This window comes from Streptomyces sp. NPDC085866, assembly GCF_044541035.1.
Taxonomy (GTDB): domain Bacteria; phylum Actinomycetota; class Actinomycetes; order Streptomycetales; family Streptomycetaceae; genus Streptomyces.
In genome coordinates this window covers 140918-158963 of sequence record NZ_JBITSQ010000002.1, presented here as the reverse complement: position 1 = coordinate 158963, position 18046 = coordinate 140918, and the positions used below count along the sequence as shown (strand labels likewise).

Sequence of the window (18046 nt, the reverse complement as noted above, 5' to 3'; positions counted from 1 at the left end):
CGGCATCGGTGACCGTCCTCACCTGCTGTGCTCCGGCGAATGCTCCCCGTGTACACCCTTGCGCTCGTATACGCCCCGCGTGCCGTGGGCATCGCATTCCTCGACCGACCGTCGAGCGTGGAGGTGGGCGCGTGCACGGACCGGTATCGGCCGCCTGGCTGCTGGTCGCGCTGTGCGCGGCGACCGGGGCGTACTGCCTGCTGCGGATGCGCAGCGCTGTCGAGGAGCAGCGCCGCTCGGCGGGCGGCGAGGCGCTCATGGGGTTCGGCATGGCCGCGATGGCCGTGCCCGCCGCGGTGTTCACCCCGCCGGGCTGGGCGTGGCCGCTGTACGCGGCCGTGTTCGGGGCGTCGGCGCTGCGCGCCCTGTGGGCCGCGCGCAGCGGCCCGCACCATCTGCACCATCTGGTGGGGACGGCGGCGATGGTCTACATGTCCCTCGTCATGGCGGCCTCCCCCGCCGCACCCGCCTCCCACCACCACCCGCACATCGGCGCCGGGGTGCCCCTGGTGACGGGTGCGCTCCTGGTCTACTTCACCGGCTATGTGCTGCTGTCCGGCGCCCGCCTGGTGCCCGCCGCCGCGACGGCGGGCGGGACGAGGGCCTTGCGCTGGGGCGACCGTCCGGAGCTGGCGCGGGCGTGCCGGCTGTCGATGGGGATCGGGATGGTCACCATGCTGCTGACGATGTGAACCGCCGGTCCCCCGGGGAGGAAACGCAAACGTTGCCTGCGTCACTTCGGCACAAGGGACCGTACCCGTGAGCGGGTCCGCGCTCATAGGGTGCTGCCCATGATGGTCCCCGTGGCACTGCTGCTGCTCGGCGCCGTGACCGCCGTCGTCGCCCCGCGCCTGCTCGCCCGGGCCGACTGGCGGGACCGTGAGCCGGTGGTCGCCCTCTGGGTGTGGCAGTGCGTGGTGGCAGCCGTACTGCTGTGCTGTGCGCTGTCGATGACGCTCAGTGCGGCGGCGGCCTGGGCGGCGGTGCGTGGGCATGTCTTCGGTACGGCCCCGCGCGCGGTGGCGGACGCGTACGCACTCGGTACCGCCGGGCCGTGGGCGGCGGCCATCGCGGTGACGCTCGCCTGCGGCGGACTCCGGAGCCTCGCGATGCTGGTGCGCGAGGTCGCACGGGCGCGGGCGCGACGGCACCTGCGGCGGTCCGAACTCCTCGTGCGGGCACCGCTGTTGCCGGGGGAGGAGCCGACGAGTGACCGCCTGGTGGTGCTGGAGGGCGAGCGCCCCGACGCATGGTGGCTGCCGGGTACGGCACCCCGACTCGTGGTCACGACGGCCGCCCTGCGCAGACTGAAAGGGCGTCAACTCGACGCCCTGCTCGCCCATGAGCAGGGCCACGACCGGGCCCGGCACGACTGGCTGCTGCACTGCTCGGCCGCGCTGGCGGGCGGCTTCCCGCAGGTGCCGGTGTTCGCCGCCTTCCGCGACGAGATGCACCGGCTGATCGAGCTGGCCGCCGACGACACGGCCTCACGGCGCTTCGGCCGGCTGACGACCGCGCTGGCGCTGGTCGAACTCAACGAGGACCGAGGCGTGTTCGGGCCCTCCCCCACCCCGCACGCACACGTCCCGCAGCGCGTGCACCGCCTCCTGACTCCCCCGGACCGCCTCCCGGCCCTGCACCGCCTGCGCCTGACGGCGGTGGCCGCGCTGGTGCCGGCGATCCCGGTCCTGGTGGCGCTGGTTCCGGGTCTTCGGGCCTTGGGGTAGACGGGCGGGCGCGGAGCAACGGGGTGCGACCCTCTTCGCGGTCCGGGACCTGACCCGTCCCCGAGCAGTGGCGCGTCCCGCTGTGCCGCGCAGCGGACCGACCACTCGCGCAGGCCGACTCCGGCCACTGCCCCGACTGCGAACACGGGCCGGCCCTGCGGGGACCGAGCGGGCAGGACGCCGGGCGATCCGCGCCTGCGAGCACCGTGGCGGCCTGCCCACCGCCCGGGTCGGTCGCCCTCGGTCGAGCATGCGACGCCTGTACGGTGGGGCTGGCCTCGGCCCGTCCCGTCGACGAAGATCGCCGCATGCGTCACCAGACCGCAGGCTCTTCATCCCGTCCCCCGGCGCACCGCACCGCGGCCGTGGTGGCCGCCGTGCTCGCCGGCTGTTGCGCGCTGCTGCTGACGCTCGTCGCGACCCGGTGGCATCCGCTGCTCGGCCTGGACGGCGACGTCTCCCGCACCACGCACCGCTGGGCGGTCCGCGAGCACGGTCTCACGCGTGCCTTCCGCATCCTGACGGACTGGGTCTGGGGCCCGCTGACCATGCGCCTGGTGTGCGCGGCCGCCGTCGTCCAGCTGGTGTGGCGCCGTGCGGCCTGGTGGACGGCGCTGTGGCTGACGGTCACCGTCGCCCTGGCCACGGTCGTGCAGCAGTCGGTGAAGGCCGCCGTCGACCGACCCCGCCCGATCTGGCCGGATCCCGTCGACAGCGCGCACTACGCGGCGTTTCCCTCCGGGCACGCCATGACGGCCGCCGTGGTCTGCGGGCTCCTGCTCTGGCTGCTGCACCGCCACGGCGCGGGGCGCGTCCAGTGGCGTACGGCCGTGTCCGTGGCCGTCGTCTCGGTGGTCGGCGTGGGTCTGACCCGGGTGTGGCTGGGCGTTCACTGGCCTTCGGACGTCGTGGGCGGCTGGTTGTTCGGGGGGCTGGTGGTGGCGGTGGCCGTGGTGGTGTACGAGCGGTCACGGGTCGCGCGGCCATCGCACGGGTAGAGTCCGGCGCATGGCTGCCGTGCTCTTCGATTTCTCGGGAACCCTGTTCCGCGTCGAGTCCACCGAGTCCTGGCTGCGGGCCGTGCTGGAGGAGACCGGCCCGACTCTGTCCGAGCCCGAACTCGCCGACACCGCCAAGGCCTTGGAGGCGGCCGGTGCGCTGCCGGGCGGAGCGGACCCCGTCGAGGTGCCGGCGGACCTCGCCGGTCTGTGGGCGGTGCGGGACGAGAGCGCCGAGCTGCACCGGGCCGCCTACACCGGACTGTCACGGCGCGTGCCGCTGCCCGCTCCGGACCTGCACGACGCGCTGTACGAGCGGCACATGTCCCCCGCCGCCTGGTCGCCGTACCCGGACACCGCCGAGGTGCTGCGCGGGCTGCGCGAGCGCGGGATCGGCGTCGGCGTGGTGAGCAACATCGGCTGGGACCTGCGCCCGGTCTTCCGTGAGCACGGTCTGGACGCGTACGTGGACGCGTACGTGCTGTCGTACGAGCACGGTGTGCAGAAGCCGGACCCGCGGCTCTTCTCGGCCGCCTGCGCGGCACTGGACGTCGATCCGCGGCAGGTGCTGATGGTCGGCGACAGCAGGGTGGCGGACGGCGGCGCCGCCGCGCTGGGCTGCCGTGTGCACTTCGTGGACCATCTGCCGGTGACGCGGCGGCCCGACGCGCTGCTCGCGGTGCTGGACCTGGTGGGCTGACCCGGACCCGCTCGGCGTCTCGGTCGGACGCGCACCGTCCGTCTGAGACGATCCCCCGCGTCGCCCCAGACGGACGGCAGCTTTGAGCAGGCGCCGCGCACGGCGGTGCCTCTGCGTTGAGTATAGTTGGCTGGCAGCCAGTCAACGCAGGAGTTACAGGATGTCCCCGCGCAGCGCCTCGGTCAATGAAGAGTTGCGCCGCCGTTCCAGGGAGCGGCTGCTCCAGGCCGCCGTCGAACTGGTCGACGAGCACGGGTTCGAGGCCACCACGCTGGCCGACATCGCGGACCGGGCGGGTTCGGCGCGCGGACTGGTGTCGTACTACTTCCCCGGCAAACGCCAGTTGGTGCAGTCCGCCGTGCACCGGCTGATGCATCGCACGCTGGAGGAGGCGCTGGAGCGGGAGCCGCGCACCGACGACGGCCGGGAGCGGCTGGCCCGGGCCATCGACGCGATCCTGGGCCTCGCCCGCGACCGGCCGGTGCTCATGCGGCAGCACATGGCGGGGCTGCTCCAGGCCGAGGGCTTCGTGCAGTGCCCGGAGCAGCGACGCCTGTCGGAGCTGCTGGGCGACACGGTCGCCCGGTACGGCTCCCAGGACGTGACGGCCGACTACCCCCTGCTGCGGGCCCTGCTGATGGGGGCGGTGTACGCGGCACTGGTGCCGGGGGTGCCGATGCCCGTGCCGGCGCTGCGGGCCGAGCTGTTCCAGCGGTACGGGCTCGACTGGGAGCTGGGCGTGCCGCCGGGGAGCGAGCCGGACACCGGGGCGGGTCGGACGCAGGACCTGTCGCGTTTCTTCGCGACCGAGGAGCGGGCCGAGTAGCGGATCCCCGGCCCGGCCGTCGGCGAACTGCCCTTTTCAGCGCCTTGCGTCACGCCCCCGCACCCCCACGCGGGCCACACGGACGCCGCGCCGTCCTCCGCGGGACGATCGGAAAGATCAAGAAGGGATGCCGCTGACACATACGGAAAGTAATCACATCATCACGCATCCATAAGAAGGTTCACGCGTCGGGTCACCCTGCCGGCCTCTGCCGTTGCGCGTCCGGCGGTGCCATGCTGGAGCCGTCCGCACACCTTTCTCCTTCGGGCAGGGAGTACCGCCGTGCTGCGTGTCGCCGTCGTCGGATCCGGGCCGAGCGGGTGCTACACCGCCCAGACCCTGGTCCAGCTGGATCCCGAGGTGCGCGTGGACGTACTGGACCGGCTGCCGTGCCCCTACGGGCTGGTGCGCTACGGCGTCGCCCCGGACCACGAGAAGATCAAGTCCCTGCAGGGCAACCTGCGCACGGTGCTGGAGCACGACCGGGTGCGCTTCCTCGGCGGGGTCCGGGTGGCCGGACCCGGCGGGCTGTCCGCGGCACGGCTGCGGACGCTGTACCACGCGGTCGTGTACTGCGTGGGCGCCGCCGCCGACCGCCACCTCGGGATCCCCGGCGAGGAGTTGCCGGGCAGCTGGTCGGCGACCGAGTTCGTGTCCTGGTACAGCGCGCACCCGGATGCGACCGACGCGGGGTTCGTGCGCGGGGTCCGGTCCGCGGTGGTCATCGGCGTGGGCAACGTGGCCGTGGACGTGACGCGGATGCTGGTGCGGGGCGCCGGTGAACTGCGTCCGACGGACATGCCGCAGGCGGCGCTGGACACGCTGACGGCGAGCGGGGTCACCGAGGTCCACATGGTCGGCCGGCGCGGCCCCTCACAGGCCCGCTTCACCACCAAGGAGCTGCGCGAGCTGGGCGCGCTGCCGGACACCGAAGTGAGCCTGGATCCTGCCGAGTTGGAGATGGACGCCGGATACGTCGACTCCGCCGCACTGCCCGCGGTGCAGCGTCGCAACGTGGAGGCGATGCGCGGCTGGGCGGCGGCGCCGGCCCGGCAGGCGGCTCGCCGGATAAGGATGCGGTTCTTCCTGCGGCCCGTGGAACTGCTCGCGGACGGCGGCCGGGTGGGCGCCGTGCGCTTCGAACGGACGGCGCCGGACGGACGCGGCGGCATCACGGGCACGGGACAGTACGAGGACGTGGCGGCCCAGTTGGTGCTGCGCTCGGTCGGCTATCGCGGAGTGCCGCTGGAGGGACTGCCGTTCGATGCGGCGAGCGGCACCGTGCCGCACGCGGAGGGCCGCGTCCTGCGCGACGGCGCCGTCTCCCCCGGCGAGTACGTCGCCGGCTGGATCAAGCGCGGCCCCACCGGTGTCATCGGCACCAACCGGCCGTGCGCCAAGGAGACCGCGACCTCCCTGCTCGCGGACGCGCCCGTGCTCGTACGCCGGGAAGTGCCGGAGGACCCGCTCGAAGCGCTGCGGACGGCGGGTGTCGAACCGGTGTCGTGGGCGGGGTGGCAGGCGATCGAGCGCGCCGAGGCCGCGCTCGGCGCGCGGCTCGGTCGGGGTGTGGTCAAGCTGGCCGACTGGGACGCGCTGCTGGGGGCCGCCCGGTCGGCCTAGGCCCGGCCGGAGTCGGCGGCTCCCGGGTGGGCATGACACACACCGGCAACGCGATCGAAATCAACAAACTGTTCAAGGACCTTACGGTCTCGTGCTGTTCGGATGTCACTCCCCACCCGCCGCTCTGGAGTCCCCATGGCCACGACCGCAGATGTGCACCCCGTCGACGAGATACCACCGGTACGCCGGCTCGCGGCCTTCGGACTGCAGCATGTGCTCGCGATGTACGCGGGCGCCGTAGCGGTGCCGCTGATCGTGGGCGGCGCGATGAAGCTGTCGCCCGCCGACCTGGCGTATCTGATCACCGCCGATCTGCTGGTGTGCGGCGTCGCCACGCTGATCCAGTGCGTCGGGTTCTGGCGGTTCGGGGTCCGGCTGCCGATCATGCAGGGCTGCACGTTCGCGGCCGTGTCGCCGATGGTGCTCATCGGTACGACGGGCGGCGGACTGCCCGCGATCTACGGCTCGGTGATCGTCGCGGGGCTCGCGATCGTGCTGCTCGCGCCGGTCTTCGGCCGGCTGCTGCGCTTCTTCCCGCCGCTGGTCACCGGCACGGTGATCCTGATCATCGGGGTCTCTCTGCTGCCGGTCGCGGGCAACTGGGCCGCCGGCGGTGTCGGCGCGAAGGACTTCGGGGAGCCGAAGAACCTGGCACTGGCGGCCTTCGTGCTGGCGGTCGTACTCGGTGTGCAGCGGTTCGCACCGGCCTCCCTCAGCCGGATCGCCGTGCTGATCGGCATCGCGGTGGGCCTGGCGGTCGCCGTGCCGTTCGGGTTCACCGACTTCGGCGGGGTCGGGGACGCGGACTGGGTGGGGATCAGCACGCCGTTCCACTTCGGGACGCCGACGTTCAAGGCGTCCGCGATCGTGTCCATGCTGGTGGTGGCCCTGGTGACGATGACCGAGACGACCGGTGACCTGATCGCGGTCGGCGAGATGACCGGCCGCCGGGTCGACTCGCGCTCGCTGGCGGACGGTCTGCGCGCGGACGGCCTGTCGACCGTCCTCGGCGGGGTGTTCAACACCTTCCCGTACACGGCGTACGCCCAGAACGTGGGCCTGGTCGGGATGACCCGGGTGCGCAGCCGCTGGGTGGTCGCGGCGGCCGGCGGCATCCTCGTCCTGCTCGGTCTGCTGCCCAAGCTGGGCGCGGTGGTCGCGGCGATCCCCGCGCCGGTGCTCGGCGGGGCCGGTCTGGTGATGTTCGGGACGGTCGCGGCGAGCGGGCTCAGGACGCTGGCCCGGGTCGACTTCAAGGGCAACAACAACCTGACGGTGGTCGCCGTTTCGGTGGCGGTCGGCATGCTGCCGGTGGGCGTGCCCACGGTGTACGCGAAGTTCCCCGACTGGTTCCAGACGGTGATGAACAGCGGTATCAGCGCGGGCTGCCTGACGGCGATCGTCTTGAACCTGCTGTTCAACCACCTTCCTGTGAAGGCTGGTTCGGTCGGAGCGGTGGCGGCGGGTGCCGGAGTCGGCGACGAGAACGCTGCCTGAAAATCGCCGACTTGGCATCTCTTCAGAAGGCGTAGGGCTACACTCGCCCTGCACGGTCGGCTTCGCCGGCCGCGACGGGAATGGGTCCGGCGTCCCTTTCGGGCGTGGCCGCCGAGGTGTTCGGCGGTCCGTCAATCGCGACAACTTCACACGCGGCCTGCACGTCGGCAGGGCCTCAGTTGATCACCGTCATTCGGGGTGGTCGACCTGAGACACCTGCCATCCTGCAAGCGGCTCGCGCTCGGTTCGGCCATCCGCCATTCTCCGGAGGGCCCGAGCATGGAGTCACAGATCGTCCTGGCGATCCTGGGTACGGCGAGCGTCGCGTCGGTGTTGGTCTACGTCCTGAAGGGACTCCTCGACCAGATCCCGGATCTCATCCGCTCCTGGCGCCGGGTCGTGCGCGAGGCCAGGACCATTCGGCGCGGCGATGCGGTCGGACCGGACGGGACCGGTGCGGCCGCGGCGGACCCCGAGAGCCGGCGCACCCCGTCCTGACCGGCCCGGCCAGCACGCCGCACCCCCTTCCCCCCCGGGGTTCAGGTGCAGCCAGTCCCCGACCTGGAGGTCGGGCAGCAGCCGGCTCGGCTGTGCCGGGTCACGTACCGCCCGGTCGAAGTCGATCAGGACCAGTTCTTCGATCGGGCAGCGGGTCGAGGGCGCCCGGGGGGTCCAGAGCCGCGCATGCCGTCACGGTCAGGTCGGATCCGGCGCGCACGTCGAAGTCGAGCGGGTCCGAGACCAGTTGGGCACCTACCGGTACGGTCGCCGCGTCCCGCCCGGCGAAGGCCACCCGCCGCAGGCTGCCCGGCTCGATCGCGCAGACCCCGGCCTGCCCGTCGCTCGGCAGCGCCACGGTCACTGCGGTCAGCGGCAGCGGAGTGTCGCCGTGGACGTGGGAGAACCGCAGCCGGATGCGGTGGCCGCCGGTGGTGACGCGGACGGCCTGCCGCAGGGTGGTGTCGGCCAGCACCGCCCTGTCGCCGGTGAAGGGCGCGGGCGGCAGGTTCGCGGGCTCGGTCAGCTGGGGCATGCCGGTCCGATTACGTCGGGCTGGAGTTGATCGCGCGAGGGAGGTGTCGCCCGCCGGGACAGCGCTTGCAGGACAAGCACGTCCCCGAGGGACGGGGAAGGTCCTCAGCTGTCCCCGCGCAGCCCCACCGACGCGGCCAGTTCCCCCTCGTAACCCGCGTAGGACGTGCGCAGGGCCTCCCCCGGCCAGTCCGGCGGCAGGAGTGCGGACGGGAGGACGGGGTCGGTGAGCAGGTGGCGTACGGCCGCGGCGAAGGCGGTGAGGCGATCGGCCGGGTGGTGGGCGCCGGCTGCGTGGGCGAGCAGGGTGCGCGCCGTGGCGGCCCAGGCGTCGAGCGGCCACAGACGGGCGACCAGGTCGTGCGGGGAGCCGTCGGGGTGGGCGGTGTAGGAGTCGGACACCCTCGCGAGGTCGTCGGGCAGGGGCCGGGCGAGGTTGGCCGGACGCAGCCACACGCCCTCGCGGAGTTCGGCCAGGCGCAGGGCGGCCAGCCGGGTGCGCAGGTCGGCCCGTTCGGCGGGGCCGCGGCCGGTGGCCGTGATCACCACCATCTCCCAGTCGCCGTCCCACGCGCGCGTGCGGGGATGCAGCGCCTCGTCCTGGCGGCGCTGGCGGGCCAGCAGCCGGTCGCTCAGCCCGTACACCGCGTCCGTGCGGCGCAGGTCCCCGGCGGCCACCATCCGGCTCAGCGCGGCCCGCAGCGTCGAGCCGCCGACACCGAAGGGCTCCACCAGCCGGACCAGGTCCTTCACCGGCAGCTCGGGCGGATGCGCGCCCAGCAGCAGGCTCAGCACCACCGACCTGGCGGACAGCGGCCGCAGACCGGCGGCCTCCCCCGCCTCCGCCGACACGTTCATGCGCATGGGCACGTACTGTACGTGCGCCTCCTTGTTGCATCATTGCTACAGTCGCACGAAGAGTGCAACATGGCGGTATGGACTCGACACCCGCGCAGTCGCCGCCGCAGCAGTACGCCACCCACGACGTCACCAACCAGGCCCCGCCCCTGGCCCCCTACGACGCCTCCGACGACCGGGCCCTGCTGGAGGGTCTGCGCCGGGAGGGTGCCGAGTGGGCCGAGGACGGCGTCCGGCGGCTGGGCCAGCAGGCCGGCGGCGCGGAGGCCCAGGAGTGGGGCGAGCAGGCGAACCGGCACGAGCCGGAACTGCGCACCCACGACCGCTACGGCCACCGGATCGACGAGGTCGAGTTCCACCCCAGCTGGCATCACCTGATGCGGACCGCGGTCGCCGAGGGCCTGGCCGGCGCGCCGTGGGCGGACGACCGACCCGGTGCCCATGTGGCCCGCACGGCGGGCGGACTGGTGTGGGGGCACACGGAGGCCGGGCACGGCTGTCCGACGTCGATGACGTACGCCGCCGTCCCCGCGCTGCGCGCCCAGCCGGAGCTGGCCAAGGTCTACGAACCGCTGCTGACCAGCCGCGCGTACGACCCGGAGCTGCGCGTCCCCACCGAGAAGCCCGGGCTGCTCGCCGGGATGGGCATGACCGAGAAGCAGGGCGGCTCGGACGTCCGCACGAACACCACCACGGCCACGCCCACCGGTGAGCCGGGTGTCTACACGCTGCGGGGCCACAAGTGGTTCACATCGGCGCCGATGTGCGACGTGTTCCTGGTGCTGGCGCAGGCGCCGGGCGGCCTGTCCTGCTTCCTGGTGCCCCGGATCCTGCCGGACGGCAGCCGCAACACCTTCCGCATCCAGCGGCTGAAGGACAAGCTCGGCAACCGGTCCAACGCCTCCTCCGAGCCGGAGTTCGACCGCACGGTGGCCTGGCTGGTCGGACCCGAGGGCCGTGGTGTGAAGACCATCATCGAGATGGTCAACTGCACCCGCCTGGACTGCGTGATGTCCTCGGCGACCCTGATGCGCAAGACGCTCGTCGAGGCGGGCCACCACGCGCGCCACCGCAGCGCGTTCGGCGCCCGGCTGTTCGACCAGCCGCTGATGCGCAACGTCCTGGCCGACCTGGCGCTGGAGTCGGAGGCGGCGACGACGCTCACCCTGCGGCTCGCCGGTGCGGCGGACCGGGCGGTGCGCGGGGACGCCGGCGAGCGCGCGTTCCGCCGGATCGCCACCGCCGTCGGCAAGTACTGGGTCACCAAGCGGGGCCCGGCGTTCACCGCTGAGGCTCTGGAGTGCCTGGGCGGCAACGGGTACGTCGAGGAGTCGGGCATGCCCCGCCACTACCGGGAGGCTCCCCTGCTGTCGATCTGGGAGGGCTCGGGGAACGTCAACGCGCTCGACGTGCTGCGCGCCCTGGGTCGGGAACAGGACACGGCCGAGGCCCTGTTCGCCGAGCTCGCCCTCGCGCGCGGGGCGGACGCCCGGCTGGACGCGGCCGTGGTCGGGCTCAAGGAGCAGTTGGCCGAAACCGACCAGGTGGGCGCGCGTCGGCTGGTCGAGCGGATGGCCCTGGCCCTTCAGGCATCGCTGCTGGTCCGGCATGCCCCGCACGCGGTCGCGGACGCCTTCTGCGCGAGCCGGCTGGGCGGCGACTGGGGGCACGCGTTCGGCACGCTGCCCGCCGCGACCGACCTGGACACGATCCTGGAGCGGGCCCTTCCCGGCCGCGACTGATCCGGGCCCCGGGCGACCGGGGCGGACCCCGCCCCGTGGCCGGTGACAGCCGACGGATCGCACACAGTCAGCGCATGACTTCGCTTCGTTGTCAGTGCCGTGGTGCAGACTCGCGATCAGGTGGTACCGGCCTGGGGAGGACAACGTGTTCACGGGGATCGACGAGGTCGGCTGGGCCTCGCTGCACCACGCGTACGGCAGCGCGGAGGACGTGCCCGGATGGTTACGGGGACTGGCCTCCGCGGACGCCGCCGAGCGACAGACCGCTCTCGACGGCATGTACGGCACGGTGCATCACCAGGGGAACGTGTACGACTCGACGCTGGCCTGCGTTCCCTTCCTGTGCTCGCTCGCGGCCCGTGAGGCGGTGCCGGACCGGGGCTGCATCGTCGAACTGCTGGTCAGCATAGGGGCGGAGAGCGGGGACGCACACGCGTGTGCGGCCGTGCGCGCGGGCTCCGAGGTGTTCGTGTCCCTCCTCGGGGACCCGGACCCGGGAGTGCGCCGGGCGGCGGCCGGAGCCGTCGTACGGTTCCTGGACGGCCCGGAGCGCGTCCTGGACCTGTTGCGGCAGCGGATCCCGGTCGAGCGGGACGGCAGGGTCCTGCTCGCGCTCACCGAGGCGCTGGGCCTGTTCGTACGGCGGCATCCGGCGCACTCCACCGCCGCGGTGGACCTGTTGGCCACGCAGAGCGCCCCGCCCTACGAGCCCGGGCTGCGGCTGGCCGCGCTCGGCCAGCTCGCCCTGGGGGCCCCGAAGCTGCTCCCGGCCGACCTGGTGCCGACGGCCGTCGAGCTGCTGCGGGACAGGTCCGCGCGCCGCGCCCGGGTACCGGAGCCGTCCGGGAACGACACCCTCGTGGGCCGGATACGGCGGCTGCGGCCCTCGGACGAGGAGGGCGCCCAACTTCTGCGCACCCTGCACACCGCGCTCGGCGACCGGACCGCTGACCGGATCGCCCTGCTCACCGGGCAGTTGACCAGCCCGGACCCGATGGACCGGTGCAATGCCGTGTGCATGTCGGCGGCGCTGTTCCGCGGCTGGCGGGCCGACTGTGCCGGGCCCGTGGCGCTGATCGGTGCCCAACTGGACACGGAGCAGGACCGGTTGCGGGACGCGGCGGTCTCGGTCCTGGTGGAGCTGTACGGCCTGGCCGCGCCCGCCGCGGACGACCTGCACGCCCTGGTGGCCGCCCGGCCCGACCTGTGGACGCACCGCTGGGAGCGCGGCTCGCCCGCCCTCGGTGGCCCGCTCAAGGCCCTGGCCCGGACCGGCGATCCACGGGCGGTCCCGGTTCTGGCCCAGGTGCTGGCCGGCCCGGTCGTGCCCGGCGGCCTGGGGCACGAGATCGCGCACCTGGGTCCGGCCGCGGCTCTCCTCGCCCCCGCGCTGCGGCACCATCTGGCTCGTGTCCCCCTGGAGTCCCCCGCCGCCGACACGATGGCCACTCCTCTCCTGGCCGCGCTCAGAGCCGTGGGCGACCGGCATGCGGTGCCCGAGGTGCTGCGGCTCCTGTCCGGGGCACCGGACGACCTCGGGGCACGGGAGAGACTCGTCGGACCGGCCATCGAGACGCTGGACGCCCTCGGGGCCGCCGCAGCGGCGGCACCCGTCCTCCGGGACCTGCTGCACACCCGGCACGCGGCCGTCGCTGCGGGCGCCCTGTGGTCGGCGGGGGAACCGCTCTCCGCCGTACTGCCCGTCCTTCTGCGGGAGTTGACGCAGGGCGAGCCGGGGAGCCGTCGGCTGGCCGCCCGGCGGCTGGGCAGGCTGGGTCCGGCCGCCCGAGCGGCCCTGCCGGAACTGCGCCGGACGGCCCGTTCGGGGCAGGTGTGGCAGCGGACGGCGGCCGCGTGCGCGCTGTGGCACATCGGCCGGGACCCGGAACCCGTGCTGCCGGTGTTCCGGGCCGCATGGTCGCAGAACCCCTACACGCGCGGCCCGATCGCCCAGTGTCTCGCCGCCATGGGCCCGGCGGCCGCACCGCTGCGCGACCTGGTGACCGCCGAACTGACCGACCCCCGGCGCCACACGGCCGGCGAGGGCGGGTACGGCAGCCAGGACATCGCCAAGGACGAGGCGTTGCTCAGGACCTGCGGGGAGGTGCTGGCGGGGCTGTAGCCGGGCGCCGGAGCGCACGGCCCGGCATGGACGCGGAGCCCGTCACCGACGCAGGGGGACCGTCACCATTTCATCCGACCCCACTGCGGCCCCAGTCGAGCCCACTCCGCGTCCCAGCGGTCCATGCGGCGGCGCGCCAGGCGACCGCGCAGGACGCGGCCGCCGACGAAGGGGACGGCGGCGGTGCTCACGCCGACCAGGCCGCCTATCAAGGTGGCCCGGAAGGCGGCCTCGGAGGCGGTGGTGGGGCGGGTGACCAGGTGACCCTGCGGGTCGGTCCACACGGTGACCGGGGCCCCGGCCTTGCTGCCCGGCGCGACCCGGGCCTGGCCGGTGTGGGCCGAGCCGTCGGGGACGGTCCAGCGGACCTCGGCCCAGACCCGCTCTCCGCCGGTGCCTGCGGCGGTGGCCCTGCCGGGTGCCTGGGCGACGACGTGGGCCACGGTGGGATGCCAGGCGGCGCGCTCCCTGGCCAGTCCGTGCTCCACCGAACGGGCCGCCACGAGTCCGGCCAGCACCCCGGCCAGGACGGTCAGCAGCCAGGCGGCGAGCACCACCCAGGCCTCCACCACGTCGGCCCGGCGCCGGAGCGGATTGCGCCGCCAGCGCCACAGCCACACCTTGGGACCACGCAACGCCTTCAAAGGCATCCTCCTCACGAGCGCACCGACAGGCCGGACCGACCTCCCATACGGGCAGGGCCGCCCCGTTGCTCACGACGAGCCGTCACCCCGACGGTCGCACGAGACGCCCCCTTCGCGCAGGCGCATGCGCCAACGCACCTTGCCGATCTCTGCGACAGGCCGACAGCACCGCCATGACCTGCGCGTACGCCGCTCCCGGGGTCGACTGTCGGTGGCGGGGTGCAGACTGGCCGATATCTGACGACTACCTGGACAAGGACGTCCCGGAGGTGATCGGCATGACCGAGGTCCTGCTCGCCGTGGGCACCCGCAAAGGCCTCTTCATCGGGCGGCGGCGCGGCGGCGCCTGGGAGTTCGACGACAGCCCCTACTTCAACGCCCAGGCCGTCTACTCGGTCGCCATCGACACCCGCGGCGGCACCCCGCGGCTGCTCGCGGGCGGCGACAGCGCGCACTGGGGACCATCGGTGTTCCACTCCGACGACCTGGGCCGCACCTGGACCGAACCGGCCCGGCCGGCCGTCAAGTTTCCCAAGGACACCGGTGCTTCGCTGGAGCGGGTGTGGCAGCTGCACCCGGCCGCCGCCGAGCCGGACGTGGTGTACGCGGGCACGGAACCGGCCGCGCTGTACCGCTCCGAGGACCGCGGGGAGAGCTTCGAACTGGTGCGTCCCCTGTGGGAGCACCCGACCCGCTCCCGGTGGGTGCCGGGCGGCGGCGGTGAGGGCCTGCACACCGTGCTCACCGATGCGCGCGACCCGCGGGCGGTGACCGTCGCCGTCTCCACCGCCGGGGTCTTCCGCACCACGGACGGCGGGGCGAGCTGGGCGCCCGCCAACTCCGGTGTCTCCGCGGTGTTCCTGCCGGATCCGAACCCGGAGTTCGGCCAGTGCGTGCACAAGGTCGCCAAGGACGCGCGCGACCCGGACCGGCTGTACCTGCAGAACCACTGGGGCGTGTACCGCAGCGACGACGCGGGCGCGCAGTGGACCGACATCGGCGCGGGCCTGCCGTCGACGTTCGGGTTCGCGGTGGCCACCCACCCGCACCGCGGCGACACCGCCTACGTCTTCCCGATCAACGCCGACGCCGACCGGGTGCCCGCCGACCACCGCTGCCGGGTCTTCCGCACGGCCGACGCGGGCAAGAGCTGGGAGCCGCTGTCGCACGGGCTGCCGGCGGAGGACCACTACGGCACCGTGCTGCGTGACGCGCTGCGGACGGACGACGCGGATCCGGCCGGGGTCTACTTCGGCAACCGCAACGGCGAGGTGTACGCCTCGGCCGACGACGGCGACAGCTGGCAGCAGCTCGCCTCCCATCTGCCGGACGTGCTGTGCGTGCGGGCCGCGGTGATCGGCTGACGCGGCAGGCCCGCCCCCGGGGCCCACAGGAAGGGAGGTGAGGGCGGACACGGTCATTCGAGCCGACGGTCCGATCATCCTCGGTCGGCCTCCGGTCGCAGCTTGATCGCCGACCGGTGTACGGCAGTAGGGTGACGCCCGTGGCACCACGACCCTTGCATGAAATCGTCGAACCGGGCTGGGCGAAGGCCCTGGAACCCGCCGCCGGACGGATCGCCGCGATGGGCGACTTCCTGCGCGCGGAGATCGCCGCGGGACGCACCTACCTCCCGGCCGGACCGAACGTCCTGCGCGCCTTCCAGCAGCCCTTCGACGACGTACGCGTCCTGATCGTCGGTCAGGACCCGTACCCGACCCCGGGGCACGCGGTCGGCCTGTCGTTCTCGGTCGCGCCCGAGGTACGTCCGCTGCCGCCGAGCCTGATCAACATCTTCCGCGAGCTGAACGCCGACCTGGGGCTGCCCCAACCGTCCAACGGCGACCTCACCCCGTGGACTCAGCAGGGCGTGCTGCTGCTCAACAGGGCACTCACCACGGCACCGCGCAGCCCGGCCGCCCACCGCGGCAAGGGCTGGGAGGAGGTCACCGAGCAGGCGATCCGAGCCCTGGCCGCGCGCGGCAAGCCGCTGGTTTCCGTGCTGTGGGGACGTGACGCCCGGAACCTGCGCCCGCTGCTGGGCAGTCTGCCGGCCGTGGAGTCCGCGCATCCCTCGCCCATGTCGGCCGACCGCGGCTTCTTCGGGTCGCGTCCGTTCAGCCGGGCCAACGACCTGCTGATCCAGCAGGGCGGACAGCCGGTGGACTGGCGTCTGCCGTGACCGCCCCCGGTTACCTGGCGGTGGACTCCGGGGGCTCCGGTCTCCGGGTCGCCGTCGGCGTTCCGGGGCAGGCACCCTCGGCCCAGCGAGCCTCGGGAGAGCCGGTCCGTACCGGTGCGCGGGGGATCGACCCCGCCCACCTGATGGCGCAACTCGCCCCCCTCGCCCGCGCGTTGGCGGCGGAGGCCGGGGTGGGCGAACTGGACACGGCCGTCGTCGGCGCCGCCGGGTTCTCGTCCCTGGGCGACGCCCTGCGCGCCGAACTGCCGGGCGCGCTCGCCCGGGAACTGGGCGTTCGGAACGTGGCCCTGGCCGCCGATGCCGTGACGGCCTACGCGGGCGCCCTCGGACCGCGGCCGGGTGCCGTGGTAGCCGCGGGCACCGGTCTGATCGCGGTCGGCACCGATCTGACCGGCTGGCGGCGGGCGGACGGCTGGGGCCACCTGCTGGGCGACTGCGGCGGCGGGGCGTGGATCGGGCGGGCCGGGCTGGAGGCGGCGCTGCGCGCCCACGACGGCCGGGACGGCGGCTCCGCGCCGCTGCTGGCGTGCGCCGAGGAACAGTTCGGCCCGGTGCGGGGACTGCCCGGCCTGCTCTACCCCCGTACCGACCGGCCCGCGCTGCTGGCCTCCTTCGCGCCCCAGGTGGCCGCCTGCGCCCCGCGCGACCCGGTGGCCGTCGGCATCCTGCGTGCGGCGGCCCGGAACATCGCCGAGTCCGCCGCCGCGGTGTGCCCGGCCTCCGGCGCACCCGAAGTGGCGTTCACCGGCGGCCTGCTCAAGATGGGCGACCCGCTCCTCGTACCCCTGCGGGAGGAGTTGGCCGCGAGGCTGCCGCACGCCCGGCAGGTGCCGGCCGAGGGCGACCCGCTGCACGGCTGTGTACGGATCGCGAACGAGCTGGCGGCCGGGCGGCTCACACTGCCGGGTGAACCGCCCATGCTCTACGTGGTCCCCACAAAAGGGGATTGAACCCCTTCACGGTACATCTGTCCGGCAAGTGCCCGGAACACGTGCCAAGGGTACGTAACTCATCAGACAAAACCGGACGGATACCGCTCACCTGCACCCTCCCCGAACAAGGGAGCCCAAGAAGCCAGTAACATGCGGCGCCATGAGCTCCCCCACTGGGCCCGCGTCCGGCCTGCCAGTACGAATGCCGCGACCCCGCCAGCCCGGACGGCACCGCCGACCGGAACCGCTGGTGGCTCCCGAGGGCGCGCCCGCGCTCGTCCTCGCGGTACCCGGCGCGCCCAGCGCCGCCGCGCGCAGCCTCGCCGAGGAGGTCGTGAGCATCGCCCGCTCCGAGCTGCCCGGCCTGGACGCCCGGATCGGATACCTGGACGGGGACGACACCGAATTCCCGAGCCTGCGGGCCGTGCTCGCGCACGCCGCCGAGGAGCGCGCCGCCCGCTACGAGCAGGCCGTCGCCGCCGGCCTCGAGGTCAAGGAGCCCGACGGCCCGGTCGCGGTCGTCGTCCCGCTGCTGGCCGGTCCGGACAGCGCGCTGCTGCGCCAGGTCCGCCAGTCCGTGATGGACAGCCGGGTCGCCGCCGACCTGACCGATGTCCTCGGCCCGCACCCGCTGCTCGCCGAGGCGCTGCACGTGCGCCTGTCCGAGGCCGGTCTGGCCCGGGCCGACCGTGCCCGCCTGTTCACCGTGGCCACCGCCGCCGACGGCATCATCCTGGCCTCCGTGGGCGGCGACGAGGCCGTGCAGGCGGCCGGGATCACCGGCATGCTGCTCGCCGCGCGCCTGGCCGTGCCGGTGATGGCCGCGGCCCTGGACCAGGAGGGTTCGATCACCTCCGTCGCCGAGCAGCTGCGTTCCTCGGGCTCGCAGCAGCTGGCCCTGGCGCCGTACCTGATCGGCCCGGAGATCGACCCGGCGCTGCTGGCGGCTGCCGCCGAGGAGGCGGGCTGCGCCACGGCGGAGGCGCTCGGCGCCTACCCCGCGATCGGCAAGCTCGCCCTCGCCAAATACACGACCGCGCTGGGCATCGCCCCGCCGCAGCCGCAGGGCACGCCGGCCCGCTGACGCCGGACACGGCACCCGAACGACGCAGGGCCCGCTCCAGACCACTGGAGCGGGCCCT

At 73.9% G+C, this 18046-nt stretch carries 17 protein-coding genes; 14 read left to right on the top strand and 3 right to left on the bottom strand.

Annotated elements, in window-relative coordinates; genetic code table 11:
- Positions 1–131: 131 nt before the first annotated feature.
- The 8 genes from ACIF83_RS04120 (at position 132) to ACIF83_RS04085 (ending at position 7869) form a co-directional block, all read left to right on the top strand.
- Positions 132–692 carry a DUF5134 domain-containing protein gene (locus ACIF83_RS04120; RefSeq protein ID WP_393478551.1) on the top strand — a complete coding sequence of 187 codons (561 nt, stop codon included), beginning with the start codon at positions 132–134 and terminating at the stop codon, positions 690–692.
- A gap of 99 nt (positions 693–791) precedes the next feature.
- Positions 792–1727 (top strand): M56 family metallopeptidase, encoded by a 936-nt coding sequence (locus ACIF83_RS04115; protein ID WP_399723304.1) that lies wholly within the window; start codon positions 792–794, stop codon positions 1725–1727.
- A gap of 308 nt (positions 1728–2035) precedes the next feature.
- The gene (locus ACIF83_RS04110) at positions 2036–2725 is read left to right on the top strand and encodes a phosphatase PAP2 family protein (RefSeq protein WP_398140057.1); all 690 of its coding nucleotides are present in this window, start codon (positions 2036–2038) and stop codon (positions 2723–2725) included.
- Between the two features lie 10 nt (positions 2726–2735).
- Positions 2736–3425, top strand: coding sequence for an HAD family hydrolase (locus ACIF83_RS04105; protein ID WP_393478544.1), 690 nt, complete (start codon positions 2736–2738; stop codon positions 3423–3425).
- Between the two features lie 160 nt (positions 3426–3585).
- Complete coding sequence (locus ACIF83_RS04100) at positions 3586–4251, top strand: TetR/AcrR family transcriptional regulator (protein WP_393478541.1); 666 nt, start codon at positions 3586–3588, stop codon at positions 4249–4251.
- A gap of 282 nt (positions 4252–4533) precedes the next feature.
- Entirely contained in the window at positions 4534–5874 is a 1341-nt protein-coding gene (locus ACIF83_RS04095) for an FAD-dependent oxidoreductase (protein ID WP_399723301.1), read from the top strand.
- Positions 5875–6009: 135 nt separating this feature from the next.
- The gene (locus ACIF83_RS04090) at positions 6010–7371 is read left to right on the top strand and encodes a nucleobase:cation symporter-2 family protein (protein WP_399723299.1); all 1362 of its coding nucleotides are present in this window, start codon (positions 6010–6012) and stop codon (positions 7369–7371) included.
- A 279-nt stretch (positions 7372–7650) separates the two neighbouring features.
- Complete coding sequence (locus tag ACIF83_RS04085) at positions 7651–7869, top strand: hypothetical protein (protein WP_393478535.1); 219 nt, start codon at positions 7651–7653, stop codon at positions 7867–7869.
- A gap of 100 nt (positions 7870–7969) precedes the next feature.
- Here ACIF83_RS04085 and ACIF83_RS04080 read toward each other — a convergent pair whose 3' ends face one another.
- Both ACIF83_RS04080 and ACIF83_RS04075 read right to left on the bottom strand, forming a co-directional pair.
- Positions 7970–8404 carry a hypothetical protein gene (locus ACIF83_RS04080; RefSeq protein WP_399723297.1) on the bottom strand — a complete coding sequence of 145 codons (435 nt, stop codon included), beginning with the start codon at positions 8402–8404 and terminating at the stop codon, positions 7970–7972.
- 104 nt (positions 8405–8508) lie between these two features.
- Positions 8509–9267 carry a PaaX family transcriptional regulator C-terminal domain-containing protein gene (locus tag ACIF83_RS04075; protein WP_399723295.1) on the bottom strand — a complete coding sequence of 253 codons (759 nt, stop codon included), beginning with the start codon at positions 9265–9267 and terminating at the stop codon, positions 8509–8511.
- Positions 9268–9338: 71 nt separating this feature from the next.
- On the opposite strand from ACIF83_RS04075, the gene ACIF83_RS04070 reads away from it, so the two are divergent.
- Both ACIF83_RS04070 and ACIF83_RS04065 read left to right on the top strand, forming a co-directional pair.
- Complete coding sequence (locus tag ACIF83_RS04070) at positions 9339–11003, top strand: acyl-CoA dehydrogenase family protein (protein WP_398140050.1); 1665 nt, start codon at positions 9339–9341, stop codon at positions 11001–11003.
- Positions 11004–11148: 145 nt separating this feature from the next.
- Positions 11149–13125 (top strand): HEAT repeat domain-containing protein, encoded by a 1977-nt coding sequence (locus ACIF83_RS04065; RefSeq protein ID WP_399723293.1) that lies wholly within the window; start codon positions 11149–11151, stop codon positions 13123–13125.
- Positions 13126–13187: 62 nt separating this feature from the next.
- Here ACIF83_RS04065 and ACIF83_RS04060 read toward each other — a convergent pair whose 3' ends face one another.
- Positions 13188–13775: a hypothetical protein gene (locus ACIF83_RS04060; RefSeq protein WP_399723291.1), complete on the bottom strand. Its 588-nt coding sequence runs from the start codon at positions 13773–13775 to the stop codon at positions 13188–13190.
- Between the two features lie 272 nt (positions 13776–14047).
- Here ACIF83_RS04060 and ACIF83_RS04055 point away from each other — a divergent pair, with 272 nt between their 5' ends.
- The 4 genes from ACIF83_RS04055 to ACIF83_RS04040 all read left to right on the top strand — a co-directional run bounded on the left by ACIF83_RS04055 (position 14048) and on the right by ACIF83_RS04040 (position 17988).
- Positions 14048–15133 carry a WD40/YVTN/BNR-like repeat-containing protein gene (locus ACIF83_RS04055; protein WP_399724039.1) on the top strand — a complete coding sequence of 362 codons (1086 nt, stop codon included), beginning with the start codon at positions 14048–14050 and terminating at the stop codon, positions 15131–15133.
- 140 nt (positions 15134–15273) lie between these two features.
- On the top strand, positions 15274–15951 hold the full coding sequence (locus tag ACIF83_RS04050) for a uracil-DNA glycosylase (protein WP_386575079.1): 678 nt from the start codon (positions 15274–15276) through the stop codon (positions 15949–15951).
- A complete protein-coding gene (locus tag ACIF83_RS04045) occupies positions 15948–16922 on the top strand; it encodes an N-acetylglucosamine kinase (protein WP_399723289.1) in 975 nt (324 codons plus the stop codon). Before ACIF83_RS04050 ends, ACIF83_RS04045 begins: the two co-directional genes overlap by 4 nt.
- Positions 16923–17064: 142 nt before the next feature.
- The gene (locus tag ACIF83_RS04040) at positions 17065–17988 is read left to right on the top strand and encodes a sirohydrochlorin chelatase (protein WP_393478519.1); all 924 of its coding nucleotides are present in this window, start codon (positions 17065–17067) and stop codon (positions 17986–17988) included.
- The last annotated feature ends 58 nt before the right edge of the window (positions 17989–18046 follow it).

Excerpts from the sequence above, each read along its gene's own strand:
- ACIF83_RS04115 (WP_399723304.1), top strand. The coding sequence starts at position 792 with ATGATGGTCCCCGTGGCACTGCTGCTGCTCGGCGCCGTGACCGCCGTC.
- ACIF83_RS04110 (WP_398140057.1), top strand. The coding sequence starts at position 2,036 with ATGCGTCACCAGACCGCAGGCTCTTCATCCCGTCCCCCGGCGCACCGC.
- ACIF83_RS04105 (WP_393478544.1), top strand. The coding sequence starts at position 2,736 with ATGGCTGCCGTGCTCTTCGATTTCTCGGGAACCCTGTTCCGCGTCGAG.
- ACIF83_RS04100 (WP_393478541.1), top strand. The coding sequence starts at position 3,586 with ATGTCCCCGCGCAGCGCCTCGGTCAATGAAGAGTTGCGCCGCCGTTCC.
- ACIF83_RS04090 (WP_399723299.1), top strand. The coding sequence starts at position 6,010 with ATGGCCACGACCGCAGATGTGCACCCCGTCGACGAGATACCACCGGTA.
- ACIF83_RS04085 (WP_393478535.1), top strand. The coding sequence starts at position 7,651 with ATGGAGTCACAGATCGTCCTGGCGATCCTGGGTACGGCGAGCGTCGCG.
- ACIF83_RS04080 (WP_399723297.1), bottom strand. The coding sequence starts at position 8,404 with ATGCCCCAGCTGACCGAGCCCGCGAACCTGCCGCCCGCGCCCTTCACC.
- ACIF83_RS04075 (WP_399723295.1), bottom strand. The coding sequence starts at position 9,267 with ATGCGCATGAACGTGTCGGCGGAGGCGGGGGAGGCCGCCGGTCTGCGG.
- ACIF83_RS04070 (WP_398140050.1), top strand. The coding sequence starts at position 9,339 with ATGGACTCGACACCCGCGCAGTCGCCGCCGCAGCAGTACGCCACCCAC.
- ACIF83_RS04060 (WP_399723291.1), bottom strand. The coding sequence starts at position 13,775 with ATGCCTTTGAAGGCGTTGCGTGGTCCCAAGGTGTGGCTGTGGCGCTGG.
- ACIF83_RS04055 (WP_399724039.1), top strand. The coding sequence starts at position 14,048 with ATGACCGAGGTCCTGCTCGCCGTGGGCACCCGCAAAGGCCTCTTCATC.
- ACIF83_RS04040 (WP_393478519.1), top strand. The coding sequence starts at position 17,065 with ATGAGCTCCCCCACTGGGCCCGCGTCCGGCCTGCCAGTACGAATGCCG.